The sequence below is a fragment of the Paenibacillus albidus genome, assembly GCF_014644435.1.
Taxonomy (GTDB): domain Bacteria; phylum Bacillota; class Bacilli; order Paenibacillales; family Paenibacillaceae; genus Paenibacillus_AQ; species Paenibacillus_AQ albidus.
On the sequence record NZ_BMKR01000028.1, the window covers coordinates 16,644 to 37,788 of the forward strand.

Consider the following 21,145-nt stretch of genomic DNA (forward strand, 5'->3'; position numbering starts at 1 on the left):
AACGTTTCCAATTTGGTGCTATCATGGGTTCAGAAGCAAAGGTGGGAAGTAAATGCTAAGTATTAAAGACGTAGCGCAATTGGCTGGAGTAGCTGTTGGAACCGTATCCCGTGTGATTAATAACTCGGGTGCCGTGAAGCCGGAGACGCGTAGAAGAGTAGAGCAGGCCATTCAGGAATTAAATTATGTCCCGAATGAAGTCGCCCGGAATTTTAAAATGCAAAAATCCAAAATGGTAGCGCTGCTGCTTCCGAGTATTTGGCATCCCTTTTTCTCGGAGCTTGCCTACTACATTGAAGATGAACTGGATCGGGAAGGCTATAAGCTTATGCTGTGCAACAGCAGCGGCAAGCCGGAGAAAGAGCTGTATTATCTGGAGATGCTGCAGCAAAATAAGGTAGCAGGGATTGTGGGAATTACCTACAATGATATCGAGTCCAGTGTGAGCACCGATATCCCGATTGTGAGCATTGACCGTCATTTCAGCAAGAAAATCACATGTGTAACTTCGGATAATTATGAAGGAGGACGATTGGCACTCAGGGAACTGGTCAAAGCAGGGGCCCGGAAGCCGGCCTTTATGGGCAGTGTAACCGCTGTTTACAGTGAGACGATGAAGCGCAGAGAAGGTTTTGTCGATGAAGCTAAGGCGATGGGAGTGGACTATGTGGTCTACGAGAAACCCGATCCCGTGACTGACGATGACATCTATTACGGAGAGTTTCTCCGAGATCATGCGGATGTGGACGGAGTGTTTGCCATTACGGATATGTTCGCCGCCAAGTATATAGAGAGAGCACGTGAGCAGAACATCCGGGTACCGGAGGATGTAAAGGTGGTCGGATACGACGGCATTCAGGACCACGCTTATTTTCACCCGCTGATATCCACGATCAGACAGCCTGTAGAAGAGATGGCACGTATGACGATCCAATTACTCTATAAGAAAATCCGGGGTGAAAGCCTGGATCTGGAAACCTACCGGCTTCCTGTAACCTTTCGTCCGGGCGAGACCACATAATTTTTTTGTTTCAAGTTGGAAACGTTTCAATTCCACGGGACGTTTCGTTCAAAATTGGAAACGTTTCAATTTTATCCGAGAACGCTTCCAGAATAAACTGACACATGATTATAGAAAAGGGGAGTGAGCCAATGGCATCAAGAGACGCAGCTGTCAATCCGGTACATGTGAGAACAAACCGCAGGCTATGGACACGGATTAAACGTGATTACGAACTGTATCTGTTTTTACTGCCAATCATCGTAGTGTATCTGCTGTTTAAGTATTATCCGATGTACGGGATCCAAATCGCCTTCAAGGATTTCTCGGCCAGCCGGGGAATCTGGGGAAGCGAGTGGGTGGGCTTCAAGCATTTTGTTGATTTTTTCAATGACTATAATTTCTGGCCGATTATCAAAAATACCGTGATTCTCAGCTTTTCATCGCTTGTATTTAGTTTCCCGGTTCCGATTATCATTGCGATTATGCTGAACCAGATGCTCGCCAAACGATATAAAAAATTTGTGCAAACCGTAATTTATGCTCCCCATTTCATCTCCACCGTTGTCCTTGTCGGCATGCTGAATGTATTCCTGTCGCCGAACAGCGGCATCGTCAATCACGTGATCAGCTGGTTCGGCGGAGAGCCTATTCTTTTTATGGCTGATGAGGGCTGGTTTCGTCCTCTGTATATCCTGTCCGGCATCTGGCAGGAGACCGGCTTTGCCACCATTATCTATCTGGCTTCTCTGGCGGGAATTAATCCGGAGCTTCATGAAGCGGCGGTTATGGATGGGGCCAGCAAATGGAAGCGGGTGTGGAATGTGGACATTCCCGGGATTCTCCCAACCATCGTCATCCTGCTGATTCTGGCGCTCGGCAATATGATGAGCATCGGGTTTGAAAAGGCTTTTCTGATGCAGAGCGATTTGAATTATGCCACCTCCAATATTATTCCGACCTATGTATACGAGATGGGGATCCAGAAGGCCCAGTACAGCTTTTCGACCGCAGTCGGGCTGTTTAATTCCCTGATCAACATCATTCTGATCTTTACGGTCAACCGGATTGCCAGAAAATTGACAGAAACCAGCTTGTGGTAAGGGGGAACCAGCGATGAATTCATTATTGAAAAGAAAGACCAGAGGCGATATGTGGTTCGATACCATCAATTATGTCCTGCTCACGATTGTGATGCTGCTGGTGTTGTATCCGCTTTATTTTGTACTTAATGCCTCGTTCAGTGATCCCGATTTGATTTATTCCGGCGAAGTCTGGCTGTTCCCCAAGGGTTTTACGCTGGATGGCTATGAACGGATATTCAGTGACGCCGCAATATGGACTGGGTATGCCAATTCTATAGTATATGCGGTGGTCGGCACGGTGATTGGAGTTGCTATAACAGTCTTTGCAGCGTATCCGCTGGCCCGCAAGGACCTGTTCGGCAAATCGTTCATCATGTGGTTCCTGCTGGTTACCATGTTTTTTAGCGGCGGTCTGATCCCGACTTATCTGCTGATTAAAGATCTGCATATGCTGAACACGATCTGGGCGCTGGTTCTTCCCGGAGCCGGGGGTGTATTCAACGTCATTATTGTGCGTACCTTTTTTCAATCCTCCATACCAGATGAGATGTGGGAAGCGGCTTCCATTGATGGCTGTTCCAATACCCGCTTTTTCTGGAGTATCGTCATGCCTCTATCCAAATCCATTATTGCGGTCATGGTGCTGTATCATGTGGTTGGTTTTTGGAACGGTTTCTTTGATGCCCTGATTTACTTGAATGACGAGCACAAATATCCGCTGCAACTCGTGCTCAGGAATATCCTGGTTCAAAATCAGGTGAGCACTGGAATGATGGCTGATGTGGAGTCCTATGCGGCGAAGATGCGGGTCACCGAGCTGATTAAGTATGGAGTAATTATCGTTGCGAGTGTTCCGCTGCTCGTGTTATATCCCTTCCTGCAAAAATACTTCGTTAAAGGGGTGATGATCGGTTCCATCAAAGGATAATTCCGGGTGAGCGGGGCAAAGGATGAGGTCAATCTGCCATGCTGTTATGTTTTCGATGTACATCCAAGGGGAGGTTCACAAAAATGAAATCTGTATGGAAAAGCACAGGAATTTTAATGGTGGCTGCAGTATTTGCACTGGGCGGATGCTCGGGCGGAGGAAACGCGGTGAATCAGGAAGGTCAGGCGGATGACGCTGCCAATTTCAATAAGACCGGTCTGCCGATCGTCAAGAATGCGGTAACCCTTAAGATGGTGTCTCCGAAATCTTCTCTTGCTCCGGTCTATTCCGAGATGGAAATCTTCAAAAGACTGCAAAAGAGCACGAATGTGGATATCGATTGGGAGAACATACCGGATACCGACTTTGCGGAAAAGAAAAACCTGCTGCTGGCCAGCGGAAACCTGCCGGATGCATTTTACGGCGCGGGACTCTCCGATTACGAACTGGCCAATTACGGTGAAGATGGCACCCTCATTCCGCTTGAAGATCTGATCGATCAATATGCGCCTAACTTGAAAGCGCTCTTAGAGAAAAGACCGGATATCCGTAGCGCGATTACGGCACCGGACGGGCATATTTACGGGTTGCCGTCATGGGAAGAAAACGATCTGGGGACCAACCCTTTTTTTCATTCCATCAACAAAGCCTGGCTGGATAAATTGGGGTTAAGCGTGCCTCAGACACTGGACGAATATACGGATGCTCTGCTCGCCTTCAAAACGCAGGACCCGAACGGAAACGGCAAAGCCGATGAAATCCCATTAAGCTTCATGCATATGCAGTGGTGTATGGATATCGCCGGAATATTCGGAGCTTTTGGCCTGCCTGACAACTTGGAGCACCGCATTGTCCGTGACGGTAAAGTGATCTTCACGGCCAATCAGCCTGAATACAAGGAGGCGCTGAAATATTTTAACGAAAAGTGGTATAAGCAGGGATTGATCGATCCCGAATCGTTTACTCAGGACGCGCCTCAATATCTGGCAAAGGGAAAATCAACGGAGGAGACATTGGGGTCCTTTATATGGTGGGAGATTGAAGAAGTTGTCGGCGCCGACCGCGGCAAAGATTATGTGCTGCTGTCTCCGCTGAAAGGACCACATGGAGATCAGACCATCGGACGCGGTAATGGCGGAGGCCCTGCACACGGCGCATTCGCTATTACCAAGGAAAACCGCTATCCCGAAGTCACCATGAGATGGGTGGATGAGCAGTATGAACCTTACATGGCTGCACAGATGCACTGGGGTCCGCTGGATGTGGTCTACAAAAAAGACAATAACGGTAAACTGGTCGCACTGCCGTTGCCCGAAGGAACATCGGCGGGTGAATTTCGTCAGACGGTTGCTCCTGGGGCCGGTGCTCCCGGGGTCATCACCAAACAGGATTTGGGCGTTGTCGTTGACCTTGAACCCCGTGCCCAGCAGCGCGTCGATGATCTGAAAAAGTACTACGATCCTTACATGGAAAAAGAAAATTATCCAACCATTTTCTTTGAGCCTGACGAGCTGGATAAGATTAATCAGATTGAACCCGCACTGATCAAATACGTGAATACACAAAGAGGCAAGTTCATTGTTGACGGCGGTGTGGATGAAGAGTGGGATAACTACGTGAAGACACTTGAAAAAATGGGGCTGAAGGAGCTGATGGAAATCTATCAGACCGGCCTGGACCGTTACAATGCAGCCTTGAAGAAATAAATCTGAGGTTTGCAGTGCAGAAAATATATGGATAGATGGGGTGGCACCGTGCTTAATGTAAAGAAAAGTTATACCGAACAATTCCGTCCACAGTTTCATTTGACGCCGCCGGCGCAGTGGATGAACGATCCGAACGGCTTGGTTTTATATGAGGGTGAATACCATTTCTTCTATCAGCACCATCCCCATAGTAACGTTTGGGGACCGATGCACTGGGGACACGCAGTCAGCCGCGATCTGATGCATTGGGAGCATCTTCCGGTCGCACTGGAGCCGGATGAACATGGCCATATCTTCTCCGGGTGCTGCGTTGTGGATTGGAACGACAGTACTGGCTTGTTCGAAGGCAGCCATGGCTTAGTCGCTCTGTTTACCCACGCGGATCAACACCCTGAGACCGGCCAGCCGCGGCAGCGGCAGAGCCTTGCTTACAGCAGGGACAAGGGACGGAGCTGGAGCAAATACAAAGGGAATCCGGTCCTTGAAGAATCCGGCCTAATTGATTTCCGCGATCCCAAGGTGTTCTGGCATCAGGAGACGGACCGCTGGATAATGCTGCTCGCTGCTGGTGACCATATTCGTTTCTATCAATCTGAAAATCTGCAGGAATGGGAGTATTCAGGTGAATTCGGAAGTAGGGATGGCTCCCATGACGGAGTCTGGGAATGTCCGGATCTGTTTGAACTGCCTGTAGAGATGAGCGGCGGAATTAGCAAATGGGTGCTGATTGTCAGTATCGGAGATCATCCCTCCTACCCGGAGGGATCGCGGACGCAGTATTTTGTCGGCCATTTCGACGGACGAAGCTTCGTGAATGAAGATTCCGCGAATTCTATTCGCTGGCTCGATCACGGACGGGATAATTACGCAGGCGTCACCTGGTCCAACAGTCCGGACGAAGACGGGCGGCGCCTGTTCATCGGCTGGATGAGCAATTGGAAGTATGCCAATCTCACACCGACTGAAAGCTGGAGAGGCGCGATGACATTGCCAAGATCGTTGTCACTGCGTGAGCAGGACGGTGATATTATACTCATCCAGACGCCGGTCCGGGAAGCAACCGGGCTTCGGAAACAAACGAAGGAGCTAAGGGGGATCACCCTTGCTCCCCATACACCTTTTAGAACGGAGGTTCAGGACGATTTGCTGGAGATTGAAGCCGAATTTGAAGCCGGTTCTTCCAGCGAGATCATCATCAAGCTGCAGTATTCTGAGCCAAACGAGACGCTGATTGGCTATAACTCCCGGGAGCAATGGCTCTATATCGACCGGAGCGCATCCGGACTGACAAGCTTTCATGAGGCTTTTGCCTGCCGGCATGGTGCGCGGCTGAGACCCTCCCAAGGAAGAGTGAAGCTGCATCTTTTCCTGGACCGTAGTTCCATCGAGCTATTCGCGGATGATGGCAGCGTGGTGCTCACGGATCTAATCTTTCCCGAGGGGACGGTCCGCAGTATTGAATTCAGTACAGATTCGGGTGAAGCCGTACTAACTTCGCTCTGCATTCATTCTTTGGATTCTATTTATGCTTTGGAGGAAACGTCATATGCCGGAAAATAAGGGTCTGCTTAAATACTGGGCATTTGATGAAGGGGCCGGAGACCGGGTGAAGGAAAACATCTCCGGGCATTCGGATGAAATCTATGATGTCTTTAAGCAGCCGAAGTTCACAGATAGCCGGGACCCGCAGTGGAGGCGGGGCGTAAGCGGGAATTGTCTGCTGCTGGACGGCTATTCAACGTATATTGCCCATGAGGATCGGCAGGGGGATGGAGAGAATAGGCCAAACTCGCTAAGTGTCGGAGCTTGGGTGGCCCCGCGTTCTTATGAATGGGGAGATGAAGGCAGACTATCCGCCATAGTGAACTGCCATGACCGGGAGAACAACCGCGGCTACCTGCTGGGCATGTATCGGCACGGAGCCTGGTCCTTCCAGATCGGGCTCGAATCGGGGGAATGGGTAGAACTGTGGTCACCGGACGGATACGAGCTGCGCAAGAATGAATGGTCTTGCATCAGTGCTGTATTCGACAGTGAACAGGGAATGATGAAGCTGTATCTGAACGGGGACGAGATTGCCTCGCTCGCTCTCCCTGCCGGTGCGAAGATCGCCCCTTCTCTGGACCGGAAGCTATTAATCGGCAGAAATAACGAGAGCCTCCGCTTGGCGGGAGCCTTCCAGCTGCATATGTTCGCCGGCTTGATCGACGAGCTCAAGCTGTATGGCAGAGCGCTTCAGGCAGAAGAGGTAGCGAAGGCTTACAGAGTGATTTGTGATAACCATGGAGGAAAACATCCGGAGCTTGCCTATGATGAGATCAAGCTTGACCGGACCCCGCTGCTTCATGACAGGCACCGGCCGCAATATCATGTCAGTCCTCCGGCACACTGGATGAACGAGCCGCATGCACCTGTATATTTTAACAGGAAATACCATTTGTTTTATCAGCATAATCCCCAGGGTCCCTTTTTTCATCAGATTCATTGGGGACATTGGGTGAGTGAAGATCTGGTGAACTGGAGGGACCTGCCTGTAGCTCTTGCGCCGGAAAAGGATCATCTGGCTCCCGACGGCATCTGGTCAGGCAGTGCGAGCTATGATTCCAGCGGCCAGCCCGTGCTGTTCTTCACTGCCGGCAATAATAGTGTCACTCCGGATCAGAGCGTTGCTTTGGCCAGAAGCACCTATCTTCAGGACGGAGACTCCGATCTGGTACGCTGGATCAAACATCCGGAGCCGCTGATTGTGCAGGAGCAGGGCTTGGGGTTAACCCGTGACTTCCGGGACCCGTTCGTCTGGAAGGAAGACAATGTCTGGTATGCACTGGTAGGCTCCGGCGTGGAGGGAGCAGGGGGGACAGCACTTGCTTATATATCCACGGACATGATCCATTGGACGTACAAAGGGCATTTTTACCGTGCTGATTTCGGCAAATATTCTTTTCTGGGTCCAATCTGGGAGCTTCCGGTACTTCTTCCGCTGGGAAGAGATGCGGCAGGTGCAGAAAAACATCTGTTCCTGATCAGCCCTGTAGGCCAAGGAGCCGATGTCGAAGTATTTTACTGGATGGGCACACTGGACCGCGAGATGTTATCTTTTACCCCGGATCAAGAAGAGCCGCAGCTGATCGATGTGGGAGACTTTCATTTTACCGGTCCGAGCGGAATGGTTGATCCCAAGACCGGCAGAGCGATCATCTTTACGATTGCCCAGGGTGAGCGGACTCCGGAGCTGGAATATGCATCGGGCTGGGCGCATAACGGCGGCCTGCCGCTGAACGTATATCTGCGGGAAGACGGGCGGCTTGGCATCGAACCCATTCAAGAACTTCAGTCACTTCGGGGCGAGCAGCTGATTTCAATTACCGGCAAGTCACTGAAAGAAACCAACGGACTGCTGGAACAGATCCGGGGGGATATGCTGGAAATTCGCTTGGAAATGAAAATAGATCACCAAGGCCGTAGCGGAATCAAAGTCAGAGTTACACCGGACGGTGAAGAAGAGACACTTCTGTACTATCATGCAGGAAAATCTTTATTGGCGGCCGACCGTACACGCACAACGCTTGACCCGGAGGAGAGAACCAGAGGAATTCAAGGCGGAACGCTGGAGCTGCACGGCGAAAATCTGAAGCTGCATATCTACCTGGACCGTTCGATGATCGAAGTCTATGCCAATGGGTTGAAAAGTCTGACAACCCGGGCTTACCCGAGCCGGAAGGATGCTCTGGGAGTTACTCTGTGGGCAGATGGAGAGGCAGTTGTGCAGTCGCTGGAAATATGGGAAATGAAGCCGGTCTGGAAATAAGGAGGGACATGAATGAAAGAATTTTTTTATCGTCCGGACAATGCTTGGGTAGGGGATGTCATCCCCTATTATGAAGACGGAGAGTTTAAGCTATTTTATCTGCACGGGTGGAGAGACAACTACCGGGAAGGTCTCGATCATGGCTGGCATTTGCTTGGAACGAAAGATTTCGTGAATTACAGAGAAGATGGAGCTTGCAAAATTGAAGGCGGGACCGGCCATATTCTCAAAGTGGATGATGTCTATCATATGTTTTACTGTATTTTTCCCGAAGGGAAACAGTTCGCCTGCCATGCGATCAGCAAGGATCTGAAAACATGGGAGCCGATTCCTGAAGACACTTTTGGTCCGGATGGCGAAATTTATGAACTGGCGGACTGGCGTGATCCCTTTGTATTCTGGAATGAAGAAGAAGGCCAATACTGGATGCTGATCGCTGCCCTGGCGAAAGGACCGACGAACCGGAAAGGCTGCACCGGTCTGCTGACGTCCAAGGATCTGAAGCATTGGGAATACCGCGAGCCGCTATACGCACCGAACCTCCATGTAGGAGCGCATGAGTGCCCGGACTTGTTCCGGATGGGAGATTGGTGGTATCTGATCTACTCTTCTTATACGGGGCGTTTCGGCACTTTTTACCGGATGAGCCGGTCTTTAAACGGGCCGTGGATTACACCGCAGGAAGAGGCGTTTGACGGACGTGCTTATTATGCGGCCAAGTCGGTATCCGATGGACAGAAACGTTATTTGTTCGGCTGGAATCCGACAAAAGATGACGATCTGTTCGGCTGGAACCCGCCGAAAGCCTCAGGCAAAGATTATGACACCTGGGATTGGGGCGGCAATATGATTGTACATGAAATTATTCAACGCCCGGACGGAACACTCGGTGTGAATGTCCCAGAAACCGTAGACTCTGCTTTTGCCAAGCAGGTGGCCGCGAACTTTCATGGAGTTGCCGGAGACTGGTCGATCACGGACGATGTACTTCTGTGCGAATCCCCATATGCGTTTGCCGGCTGTATCTCGCAGGAGGAACTGCCTGATTTGTGCAAGATTTCTACAGACGTTCGATTCTCCGGGGCGACCCAAGGACTGGGGCTTATGCTTCGGGCAGGCGAAAGTCTGGATTTTGCCTACTACATCACGCTGGAACCCCATCGGGGCCGCATTACCTTCCGTGGACCGATTATGCAATCTGAGGAGGGAGGCAAAACCTTCCCTTACGAGGTCGAACTGGAACGTCCGCTCAAGCTGCTGCCGGAACAGGAATACGAGCTAAAGGTATTTATTGACGGTACCATTTGCGAGATTTATGTCGGCGGGGATGTGGCGATGAGTGCCAGAATGTACGATATTCAGCATGGCAAGCTCGCCATGTTCGTCAGCCAGGGCTCAGCGGAATTTAATCGGGTGAAGATTGAAACTGTAGGAGCCGATTAGGCTCTTAAATAAGAGCAATATATGAGCGCATCCGGTTAACTTCATGCTTTTCATGTTCATGTTAAGAACAACCATTTTTATTGAATGAAATGGTTGTTCTTTTCACATAGATGTATGTGGATATTCACCCCCCCACATTGAAAGCGCTTCATTCGTTTTTTTCTCCTATTTGACCTATGACTATTCATCCTTGCACAAGGAGAGCACCTCGAAATCAGGTATCAATGTTTACATGAATAAGAAATTATGAAGGAGGCTCTTGAATGAGTATAGTCAAAGGAAGAAAACCTTGGATCTCCAGAATGGTTATAGGGGTGATGGTTCTTCAGCTTGTAGCTCCCGGAATCTCGGCCGCAGCCGAATCCAAGGCTGATGTTGAGGAAGCACTCAGTCCACAGGTGAACATGGGATTGTCGGTTACGGATGCGGTCTATCATATTCCCAAGGCTGACGAGGGGTTGTCAGTTACGGATACAGTCTATCAAATCCAAAATCCAAGCTTCGAAACTGGGGATATGTCAGGCTGGACGGTTGTCAGAGGTCAAGCGTTCGGTCAGGACAGCGTATCGGATGAAACCACTTGGTGGGCGGAACAAATCCCGTACAACCAGGAAGGCACTTATCACCTAAACGGCTGGAAGCATGACGAGGCTGCGACCGGTGTGCTTCGTTCCAGCACCTTCGAGCTGGACGGAAGCGGCTGGATCAGCTTCAAGCTTGGCGGTGCCAAAAATCCAAACAAGGCATATGTAAATATCGTGGAAGCCCAGACGGGGCAAGTCATTGCCCGGTATGGCAATAGCGCCTTCGCTGACGTTGGCTTCCCGAATCCCGACCAGGGCTTGCGGCTTGCCAATATGGAGCAATATAAGGCGGATCTTTCCGAATATTTGGGCAAAAAGCTGTATGTGGAGATCGTCGACAACGCAACCACGGATTGGGGCGTGGTCTTTGCGGATGCCTTCTTTATGTACCATGAAGCCGAGCCGGCTGAAGGAATTGCCGCCACGGATATCAAGCCGGATTTTAAACGCTATCAAATTGAGAATCCCAGCTTTGAAACCGGGAACTTAACAGGCTGGACGGTTGTAGAAGGAGAAGCGTTTGGTCCAAACAGCGTGTCGGACGAAACCACCTATTGGGTTGAACAAATCCCGTATAACCAGGAAGGCACTTATCATTTAAACGGATTGAAGTATAACGAGACTGCGACAGGTAAGCTTCGTTCCAGCACCTTCGAGCTGGGCGGAACAGGCTGGATTACCTTCAGATTGGGCGGAGGCAAGCATACGGATCAAGTGTATGTGAACGTCATCAATGCGGACACAGGTGAACTGATTGCCAGGTACGGTAACACCGAATTTAACGAGTCCGGGTTCCCGTATCCGGCACAGGGCCTGAGACTCGCGAATATGGAGCAATATAAAGCCGATCTCTCCAAGTATATCGGGAAGAAGCTGTATGTGGAGATCGTCGATAATGGGCACGCGGATTGGGGAGTAATCTTTGCGGACGCCTTCCACTCCTTCAATGAACTCGTGCCGGAAGAAGGAGTCATGGCAGATAACATTATGCCGACTGAAATCCAGAATCCCAGCTTTGAAACCGGAAATTTAGAGAGCTGGATCGTTGAGGGCAACGCTTTTCAAGTGAATAATGATGCTCAAGCTGGTAAAGAAGGGAATTATTATGCCAAATCCTCCTTGGAAGGACAGGGCTCGATTACCTCTAGCACCTTCACACTTCAGGGAACCGGGACTATTAACTTCACTGTTTTAGACATCGACAACCCGGCGGACGCTTACGTCGCATTATATGATGCCAGCACTAATACGTTGCTTGAAAAGACCGGGGATGTCAGTGCGAATGAGAAGATTTCCTGGAAAATGCAGAAGCACTACAATAAGAGGCTTTATGTCAAAGTTATCGATCAATCCAATCAAGCACTTATCTCCGTTGACGCTTTTCAAGCGAATAGTACGGGAACGATTTTCTACATGAATCTTGATGAAGGCGCAGGAAAAAAGGCGCTGGAGGAAGTAAGCAATCTTGAACACGATGTGAACTATGTATTTAACAACGCCAGATACATGGACTCCAAAGAACCGAGATGGACTCCGCGCGGAGTAAAAGGCGGCGCCCTGCTGTTCGATGGATACTCGAATGATATCGGGGTCAATGCAAAGGATGCCGTTCCTGTAAGCGACGCGTTGACGCTTGAAGCTTGGGTCGCGCCGCGCAGCTACGAATGGGGCGACGGAAACAAGCTGTCTGCTATCGTGGGCCAGTCCGATCAGGATAAGGCAGAAGGCTTCGCGCTTGGCATGTACCGGCACGGCACATGGTCGATGCAGGTCGGGATTGGCGGCCAGTGGATTCAGGTATGGGTCAAAGATCATCCACTCGAAAAATACAAGTGGAATTACGTGGCGGCTACGTTCGACAAAAAGGACGGAATGATTAAGTTGTACCTAAACGGTCAGGAAGTGGCTTCTGAGGCGACCCCTGTCAACGTTCCGATCACACCTTCTACGGAAAACCTGATTATCGGGAAAAACAATAGACCTGTAGAGTTTGCGGGATTGTTCTCCTACAATATGTTCAGCGGACTCATCGATGAAGTGAAGCTGCAGAACAAAGCGCTTACGGGTCAGGAGATCCTTGCTGAGTATGAGACTGTAAAGACGCTTCACGGCGGCACGGTTCCGGAAATTCCAAATGGCGATATTGATGAGGACCCTAGTGTATTCGACGGTGATCAGCACCGTCCGCAGTACCATGCGATGCCTCCGCAAAACTGGATGAATGAAGCGCATGCACCGATTTATTATAACGGCCAATACCATTTATTTTATCAGCATAACCCGCAAGGTCCATACTGGCATCAAATCCACTGGGGACATTGGGTGAGTGACGATATGGTACATTGGGAAAATGTGCGGCCTGCCCTTGCCCCCGATGCGGGCACGCTTGATCCGGACGGCGCATGGTCAGGCAGCGCAGCGTATGACCGCGACGGAAATCCCGTTCTGTTCTATACCGCCGGCAATGACTCCCTGTCTCCGAATCAAAGAACAGGGCTGGCGACTCCGGCGGATTTGTCCGACCCCAATCTGGAGCAATGGGTGAAATATCCTGAACCGGTAACGGAACAGAACGGGAATGGCATCCATAACGAGTTTCGGGACCCATTTGTATGGTACGACGAAGAGGTAGACAAGTGGTATCAGTTAGTGACCTCCGGTCTCCAAGACTTCAGCAGCGGCACAGCTTTGGTGTATGTGTCAGATGATATGTACAACTGGGAATATAAGGGGCCTTTATACGTTAGTGACAGAAGCCTGTATCCGGAGCTCGGTACGGTATGGGAACTGCCGGTATTGTTGCCGTTAGGCAAGGACAGTACAGGCAAGCAAAAGTATATTTTCATGGTTAATCCCCATGAGAAACCGGAGCAAGTGCCTCCAGCTAACGATGTGCAAAGAGATGTTGAGGTCTTTTACTGGATTGGCACCTGGGACCGGGATCACTTCAAATTTATACCTGACCAGGAGGCGCCATCCAAAATGGATGTGGGCGATGGCTATTTAACCGCAGAGAGCGGTATGGTCACACCTGACGGAAGAACGGTCGTTTACTCCATGGTGCAGAATGTAAGAACACCACAGGCTGAATATCAAGCCGGTTGGGCTCATAATCTGGCGCTGCCAGTTTCCCTAAGCCTGGATGAAGATGATCAATTGCGCATTGAGCCGATTCAAGAATTGCAGAGTCTCCGGGGAGATAAGGTGGTTGATTTCTCGGACAAAAATTTGGCTGCCGCCAATCAATTGATCCAAAATGTCAAAGGCGACATGCTGGAGATTGTGATGGAAATTGATCCGGGCGAAGCCCAGAAATTCGGTCTCAAAGTGCGGCGCTCCGATAACGGCCAGGAGGAAACGCTGATTTACTATGACAAGACGAACGGGACCTTCAATGTGGACCGGACCAAGAGCAGCATTGATCCGGATGTGCGCGTGGACGGCATTCAAGGAGGGTACGTAGATCTTGACGGAGAGAACCTGAAGCTGCATATCTTCCTCGATCGCTCGGTTGTTGAAGCCTTTGCCAATGACAAGAAAAAGCTGACAACCCGTGTCTACGTAGGCAGATACGACTCCTTGGGCTTGCAGGTCTGGGGCGACAACGATGTAACGGTCAAGTCGATGGAAGTATGGAATATGAATGCCTTGACGGGTGAACCGGCTGCTCCGGTCGACGTGCCTGACAACTGGGACAACTCCGTGTACACCGATATTACGGATCTGCCTAACCATGATTTTGCCACAGGCGACTTAACAGGCTGGATTACGGAAGGAGACGCCTTCCAGAATGTCCATGTGACCGATGCCCAATTTTTCTGGGACACGATTTATTTCAATCCGTCTCATAAAATTCCAGGCGGCTATCATTTGTGGGGCTTCAACGAGGAAGCCGGCGGTGACAGCTTAACGGGAACACTGAAATCGCAGAATTTCGTCCTTGGCGGGAACGGTAAAATCAACTTCCTGGTCAGCGGCGGCCGTGATATCGATAAGCTGTATGTTGCGCTGGTCCGGGCGTCGGACGGCAAAGAGCTATTTAAAGAGACTGCGACCAATTATGAGGAGTATCAACGGAAGATTTGGGATGCGTCGCAGTATATCGGCCAGGAGCTTTACATCAAGGTGGTTGACCAATCCACAGGCGGTTTTGGACATATTAACGTCGATGATTTCAATGTGCCGGTAAAAGTGCAGAATCCAAATAATCCAAATAATCCGAGTAATCCGAGTAATCCGAATAACCCGATAGAACCAACGGATACAAACGGTCCAAGCGATCCGACAGAACCAACGGATACAAACAGTCCAAACGATCCGGCAGATCCAACGGATACAGCCGTCCCAACTAGTCCTCCGAGTAACACTGTGATCCCTGTAAGCAAACCGAACAGCCAGAACAGCTTGTCATTCGAAATGGCAAAGGGAGAGCGGCAGGTGCAATTTCCGGTGACAATGGCAGCAAACGATGGGAACAGCGCTTTGAAGATCAAACAGAGTGGTGCAGAGATCGAAGTTCCCGCAGAGGTATTGAAGGATTTGCAGGGGCTGGTTACCAAAGAGGAACTTGAAAGTGCGCAAATCTCTTTTGAGCTAGATACATTAACTGCAGATCAACTCAAAGTATTGATAGAACGTGCCGGAAGCAAAAATAATGCGGACATATCCGCGGTAGGAGAAGTCTTCCACTTCAAATTATCACTTGTGAAAGCCGATGGAACGGCGCTTAAGCTTGAGAAATTCTCCAAACCGGTCACAATCAAGCTGAGTGCAAATGAGAAGGCCCGTCAGGATCTGAGCGGCATCTATTACATCGCTGATGACGGCAGTCTGGAGTATATGGGCGGAACCTATTCAGGCGATAAATGGACTGCGAATGTCAGCCATTTCAGTAAGTTTGCCGTCCTTAACTATGACAAATCGTTTGAAGATGTTAATACATCATATTGGGCCTATGACGTAATTAAAAGGATGGCTGCAAAACAAATTGTCTTAGGTGTTAGTGAAACGGCATTCGCCCCGAAGCAAAATGTGAGCAGGGCTGAATTTGCCTCCTTTATTAGCCGGGCACTCGGAATAAAAGCTTCGAAGTCGACTGAATTCAAAGATGTTGATCCAACGAAAGAGTACGCTTCTTCCATTGCCGCGGCATACGAAGCGGGAATTGTAACCGGAAGAAGCAAGGATGCATTTGCGCCAGAGGCAACCATTAGCCGTGAAGAAATGGCGAGCATGATTTACAAAGCTTATCTATTTCATACAGGGCAAAACGCTGCCGCTAATCAAATGAGTCATTTTAAAGATGCCGACACGATCAGCGGCTGGGCTGCGGATGCAGTCGCTGCTGTACAGGAGTTTGGCTTAATCAGTGGCCGCGGGAATCAGTTATTCATGCCGCATGAAAAAGTAAACCGTGCAGAAAGTGCGCAAGTCATCTCGCTATTGCTTGACAAGGTCAACAAGTAAGTGCCAAGAGGAGCGCCGGGGTATCAGGTGGTGTATCGTCGCCAGGTCTCCGGCTTTCTCTCTTTTATACCTATGTAGGCATGGGAGTAGCTTATCTTCCTAAGAAGGAGTTCACAGCATGACTGAATCTGAGCAAGAGCCGAAGAGTTATTCGTATAAAGACTTAGTGAAAAGATTATATGATCTTGAATCGCTGGCGGTTCCACCACAGGCTGGCGAGAAATCGGGCTGTTTTTCCAGCTTTGACCGGAGATCTATTCATAATGCCGAGACGGGGCTATACGAGGATTGGGGAGCCAATGATGACGGAGGAGGGTTCATTCGTAAGGAAGGAGACAGTATTGTCGCTATGGAACTAAATGGTCCAGGCGTGATCTGGAGATTCTGGTCTGCACTTCCCGAGAACGGGCATATCCGGATCTATATAGATCATGCCGATATTCCTGTGATCGATCAGCCCTTCCGGGATTATTTTGAGAGATTCAATCAGGAGGGGCCGCCTTCCAACTTTCCGAATCTGGCGCCAACGTTATCCCGAGGAAGAAACTGTTTCATTCCTATCCCTTTTCAAAAACACTGTAAAGTGCTGCTGGATAAAGGCTGGGGTGCATATTATCACATTACTTATACCTCTTTCCCTTCTGGAGTTACACTACCGTCTTTTGACGGCATGATTGACAAGGAGTCGGCAATTGCACTCGCTGAAGCAGACCGGCTGTTACAGCAAAGGGGAAGCTACTCGTTTATGAAATCAGAAGGGTCATTGAGCGAAAGTCTTACGGTATCTGTGCCGGCAGGCGGCAAGGCAGTGATTTTTGATAAACAAGAAGCCGGTGCGATCACTATGATCCGCGTCAGGACTGATTTGGGACGTAAGAGTGAGGAACAGCAGCGGATTTTGTCCAGGCAATTGACTATATCGATGAAGTGGGACAGCGAAGAGGCCCCTTCCGTATGGGCTCCAATCGGCGATTTTTTTGGAAGCGCGCCCGGGATCAAGCCGTACCGCTCTTTGCCTCTAGGAATGAATGACCATGAAATGTACAGTTATTGGTACATGCCGTACTCGGAAGGTGCCAGAATTGAAATTGAAAATGATGGAACAGAAGCATACGAGATAGCGGCTGATTTCCGGTATACGCTCTTAACGAAGGCTCATACGGAAAATCTCCTGCGTTTTCATGCCAAATGGCACCGGGATAATTATCTAGATCTGGAGGAAGACCGCTTCAAGGAAGACGGGGACCGTTGGCCAGATTGGCCACTGCTGCTGGCGAAGGGCCGGGGGAGATTCTGCGGTGTACATCTTCACGTGTACAATACCTGGGAGAAACCGGATGAGGAAGCAGAGACCTGGTGGTATGGGGAGGAGACCGGAAAACCATTGACTGGTGGTGGGGCGAAGGAGATGAGAAATTTTTTGTGGATGGCGAAACCTTTCCGTCCACATTCGGAACGGGCAGCGAAGACTATATTGGTTATGCCTGGGCGGCAGAGCCGCCGTTTCCGATGTTCGACAGTGCCTTCGCCAGTCAGCCGTTTGTTGAACTGGACGCCAACGGGCATACCTCAGTTAACCGTTTTCAAATTTGCGACAATGTACCCTTCATGAACTCCTTTGAGGGATTTATTGAGAAGTATAAAGGGAATCAGTGGGGCCTTAATAACCAGTGTTTGTATGCCGCCACCGTGTACTGGTATCAGGATCGGGGCACAAGCGATGCTTATATGCCGGTTTCGTTAAATGAACGCTTAGCCACTTAGAACAACGGGAGGAATTATTAATGAAAAAAATTTTTTATCGTCCGGACAATGCTTGGGTAGGGGATGTCATCCCCTATTATGAAGACGGAGAGTTTAAGCTATTTTATCTGCACGGATGGAGAGACAACTACCGGGAAGGTCTCGATCATGGCTGGCATTTGCTTGGAACGAAAGATTTCGTGAATTACAGAGAAGATGGAGCTTGCAAGATCGAAGGCGGAACCGGACATATTCTCAAAGTGGACGATGTCTATCATATGTTTTACTGTATTTTTCCCGAAGGGAAACAGTTCGCCTGCCATGCCATCAGCAAGGATCTGAAAACATGGGAGCCAATTCCTGAAGACACTTTTGGTCCGGATGGCAAAATTTATGAGCTGGCGGACTGGCGTGATCCCTTTGTATTCTGGAATGAAGAAGAAGGCCAATACTGGATGCTGATCGCAGCCCTGGCAAAGGGCCGGGCGAACCGGAAAGGCTGCACCGGTCTGCTGACGTCCAAGGATCTCAAGCATTGGGAGTACCGTGAGCCGCTGTACGCACCGAACCTGCATGTAGGCGCGCATGAGTGCCCGGACTTGTTCCGGATGGGAGATTGGTGGTATCTGATCTACTCTTCTTATACGGGGCGTTTCGGCACTTTTTACCGGATGAGCCGGTCTTTAAACGGGCCGTGGATTACACCGCAGGAAGAGGCGTTTGACGGACGTGCTTATTATGCGGCCAAGTCGGTATCCGATGGACAGAAACGTTATTTGTTCGGCTGGAATCCGACGAAAGATGACGATCTGTTCGGATGGAACCCGCCGAAAGCCTCAGGCAAAGATTATGACACCTGGGATTGGGGCGGCAATATGATTGTACATGAAATTATTCAACGCCCGGACGGAACGCTCGGTGTGAACGTTCCCGAAACGGTTGACTCTGCTTTTGCCGAACAGGTACCCGCGAATTTTGAGGGAATCGCCGGAAATTGGTCGATCACGGACGATGTGCTGCTCTGCGAATCTCCTTATGCCTTTGCAGGTTGTATCACACATGAGGAACTGCCCGATCTGTGCAAGATTTCTACAGTCGTACGTTTCTCGGAGTCGACCCAGGGTCTGGGGTTCATGCTTCGGGCAGGCGAAAGTCTTGATTTTGCCTACTATATCACGCTGGAACCCCAGCGCAGCCGAATTACCTTCCGTGGTCCGATTATGCAATCTGAGGAGGGGGGCAAAGCCTTCCCTTACGAGGTCGAACTGGAACGTCCGCTCAAGCTGCTGCCGGAACAGGAATACGAGCTAAAGGTATTTATTGACGGTACCATTTGCGAGATTTATGTCGGCGGGGAGGTGGCGATGAGTGCCAGAATGTACGATATTCAGCATGGCAAGCTCGCCATGTTCGTCAGCCAGGGATCAGCGGAATTTCATCGGGTGAAGATTGAAACTGTAGGAACCGATTAGGCTCTTTACTAAGAGCAATATATGAGCGCATCCGGTTAACAACATGCTTTTCATGTTCATCTTAAGAGCAACCATTTTTATTGAAAAATGGTTGTTCTTTTCTTACCGATAAAGGGGATTTTCAATGAATGGAAAAATTCTTAGAATAAACGAAAACCCTATGATTAACACTTACGTTTTAAAGAACCGGCTAAACGCATGAATGCTTGAAAATCCCAAGTTCTCGGCGATGACCGTCAGAGGGTCATCGATGAACTGGATCATATGCCTGGCGGCATGCGCAAGCATTAATTGATGGTATTGAATAGGGCTTATGCCGAAGGCCTGATGAAAAAGCCGGACCATATAGTGTTTACTGATCGCGACGGAGTTAGTTGACCGGGAGCATGCGCGACTATCAAGCAGAATAACTTTCTTCATTATTTTCTAGACTGCGTTATTAGTAGGAAATTGGGCAAAAATGCAATTAAAATAAACGATTGAACAAAATTATAATGTGCAATATTAGAGGTTTTCATTGTAATTAAACTATCAAATATGAGGAATATTATACATTGAAAATAAAATCAATCTAATAAAAGGCGGATAATATGAAAGATACTCATTTTGTAATATTTTTTTATATTTTTTTTGTGCAAATGAGTAGATTATTGGAAGAATTATTGTTGACTAATAGTCGGGAATATTGTAATTTTTATTTGTAAGGTTCTGGAAAAGGGGTTTTTTAATTACTTTTGTTAAATTTGGATGTATAAAAGTTTATTTATTTGTGCAAATGTAAAATTACCTTTTCTCTTATCAGGTACCTAAAGAAAAGGATGGCCGACTTCACTTGTCTGTTCACCTGTCTGCGGCAATACCAAAAATAGGGTTTAGATGTGGTTTTAAATGAATATTTTTCCTTGATTGTTCTCCCTCCCCATATCAAGAGACACACGTGAAAATGTTGGAGCATTCATGGACAGAATATGAAAGAACCAATGAGGGTTATTGATAGGTTATGTGTTGCATAAGTGTCTGATAAAACTTGATTGTGCCGTGCTCAGGAATTTGTCTATTGTAGATTTGTATGTTTTTAAGATAGGAGGTCGTATTGTGTTTAAAATAGCAGTCACGTATTTTGGGAACAATGAGTTGCACAGTTTAGAGGTTGGCTGTGGGGTTTCAGCATTAAAAAAAACATGATAGTAATTTATCGGTACATAAAATTGATGAAAGTAATATTCAAACTGAAATAGATACAATAGATGTATTGGTGTTGCTGTAATCGGTGAATTTGGAATATGTAGTAACTGATGACAGAGCAATATCGGATATTGAGAGTATATCTCCTCCCGAAAGAGACTGTTTCCCAAATGATACAAGGTTTTTTCATGTTTATGGTTCTAGAGGATGTGAGGAGAGGTGTGGATTTTGTGACAGGAATATCTTATATACAAAAATAAGACCTGTATATTTCTGAGTTCTCCACAACTGTATTTTCGTTACGAGAAGATATTCACGACTCTATTACAGGAGCAAAAGGATCATTAGAGAAATTGTTGTATAATCTGCAGCTTCTGAAGAAATACAATATTCGAGTAAGGGTCAAAACCCCTTTAATGAATATTAATATGGGTGACTTTAAAGCTATTAAAGATTTTTGTCACCAAAATAAATTTATTTTTCATGTTTCTCCTCTTATATTTTCTAAAACTGATGGAAATGAAGCACCGAAGGAGTTAAGAATAGCAAAAGATGATTTATCGTTAATCTTGAAGGAGATTGATGAGATAACTAGACATAGACATATACATAAGTATGAGTGCGATAGATGCCCGGGAATGGCATTGCTTGATGGTAATAGTGTTTTTTCTTGTGATACATTTGCGAAATCATGTGCAGAAATAAGATTATCTAATTATTGTTAA

Annotated in this window: 12 protein-coding genes and 1 pseudogene; 12 read left to right on the top strand and 1 reads right to left on the bottom strand. The window is 48.5% G+C overall.

The annotated features are described in order from the left end of the window. Positions 1–52: 52 nt before the first annotated feature. The 11 genes and pseudogenes from IEY53_RS24610 to IEY53_RS24670 all read left to right on the top strand — a co-directional run bounded on the left by IEY53_RS24610 (position 53) and on the right by IEY53_RS24670 (position 19,235). On the top strand, positions 53–1,021 hold the full coding sequence (locus IEY53_RS24610) for a LacI family DNA-binding transcriptional regulator (RefSeq protein ID WP_189029740.1): 969 nt from the start codon (positions 53–55) through the stop codon (positions 1,019–1,021). 131 nt (positions 1,022–1,152) lie between these two features. After that, on the top strand, positions 1,153–2,103 hold the full coding sequence (locus IEY53_RS24615) for an ABC transporter permease (protein ID WP_189029742.1): 951 nt from the start codon (positions 1,153–1,155) through the stop codon (positions 2,101–2,103). 13 nt (positions 2,104–2,116) lie between these two features. Then, positions 2,117–3,013, top strand: coding sequence for a carbohydrate ABC transporter permease (locus IEY53_RS24620; protein ID WP_189029744.1), 897 nt, complete (start codon positions 2,117–2,119; stop codon positions 3,011–3,013). An 83-nt stretch (positions 3,014–3,096) separates the two neighbouring features. Then, on the top strand, positions 3,097–4,719 hold the full coding sequence (locus IEY53_RS24625; protein ID WP_189029745.1) for an ABC transporter substrate-binding protein: 1,623 nt from the start codon (positions 3,097–3,099) through the stop codon (positions 4,717–4,719). A gap of 27 nt (positions 4,720–4,746) precedes the next feature. Next, a complete protein-coding gene (locus tag IEY53_RS24630) occupies positions 4,747–6,279 on the top strand; it encodes a glycoside hydrolase family 32 protein (protein ID WP_189029746.1) in 1,533 nt (510 codons plus the stop codon). Continuing rightward, on the top strand, positions 6,266–8,527 hold the full coding sequence (locus IEY53_RS24635; RefSeq protein ID WP_189029747.1) for a GH32 C-terminal domain-containing protein: 2,262 nt from the start codon (positions 6,266–6,268) through the stop codon (positions 8,525–8,527). Before IEY53_RS24630 ends, IEY53_RS24635 begins: the two co-directional genes overlap by 14 nt. Before the next feature lie 12 nt (positions 8,528–8,539). Further along, positions 8,540–9,970: a glycoside hydrolase family 32 protein gene (locus IEY53_RS24640; protein WP_189029748.1), complete on the top strand. Its 1,431-nt coding sequence runs from the start codon at positions 8,540–8,542 to the stop codon at positions 9,968–9,970. A gap of 263 nt (positions 9,971–10,233) precedes the next feature. Further along, positions 10,234–16,020, top strand: coding sequence for an S-layer homology domain-containing protein (locus tag IEY53_RS35315; RefSeq protein WP_229696333.1), 5,787 nt, complete (start codon positions 10,234–10,236; stop codon positions 16,018–16,020). A 118-nt stretch (positions 16,021–16,138) separates the two neighbouring features. Beyond that, positions 16,139–17,257 (top strand): annotated as a pseudogene (locus IEY53_RS36380) (DUF2961 domain-containing protein); the annotation flags it as partial. Positions 17,258–17,442: 185 nt separating this feature from the next. Beyond that, entirely contained in the window at positions 17,443–17,784 is a 342-nt protein-coding gene (locus IEY53_RS35770) for a DUF2961 domain-containing protein (RefSeq protein WP_268240819.1), read from the top strand. Positions 17,785–17,804: 20 nt separating this feature from the next. Next, entirely contained in the window at positions 17,805–19,235 is a 1,431-nt protein-coding gene (locus IEY53_RS24670; protein WP_189029749.1) for a glycoside hydrolase family 32 protein, read from the top strand. A gap of 171 nt (positions 19,236–19,406) precedes the next feature. Here the strand turns inward: IEY53_RS24670 and IEY53_RS24675 are convergent, their stop codons facing one another. Beyond that, entirely contained in the window at positions 19,407–19,655 is a 249-nt protein-coding gene (locus IEY53_RS24675; protein WP_189029750.1) for a helix-turn-helix domain-containing protein, read from the bottom strand. Between the two features lie 1,181 nt (positions 19,656–20,836). Here IEY53_RS24675 and IEY53_RS24680 point away from each other — a divergent pair. Beyond that, positions 20,837–21,145, top strand: a complete 309-nt coding sequence (locus IEY53_RS24680; RefSeq protein WP_189029752.1) for a hypothetical protein — start codon at positions 20,837–20,839, stop codon at positions 21,143–21,145.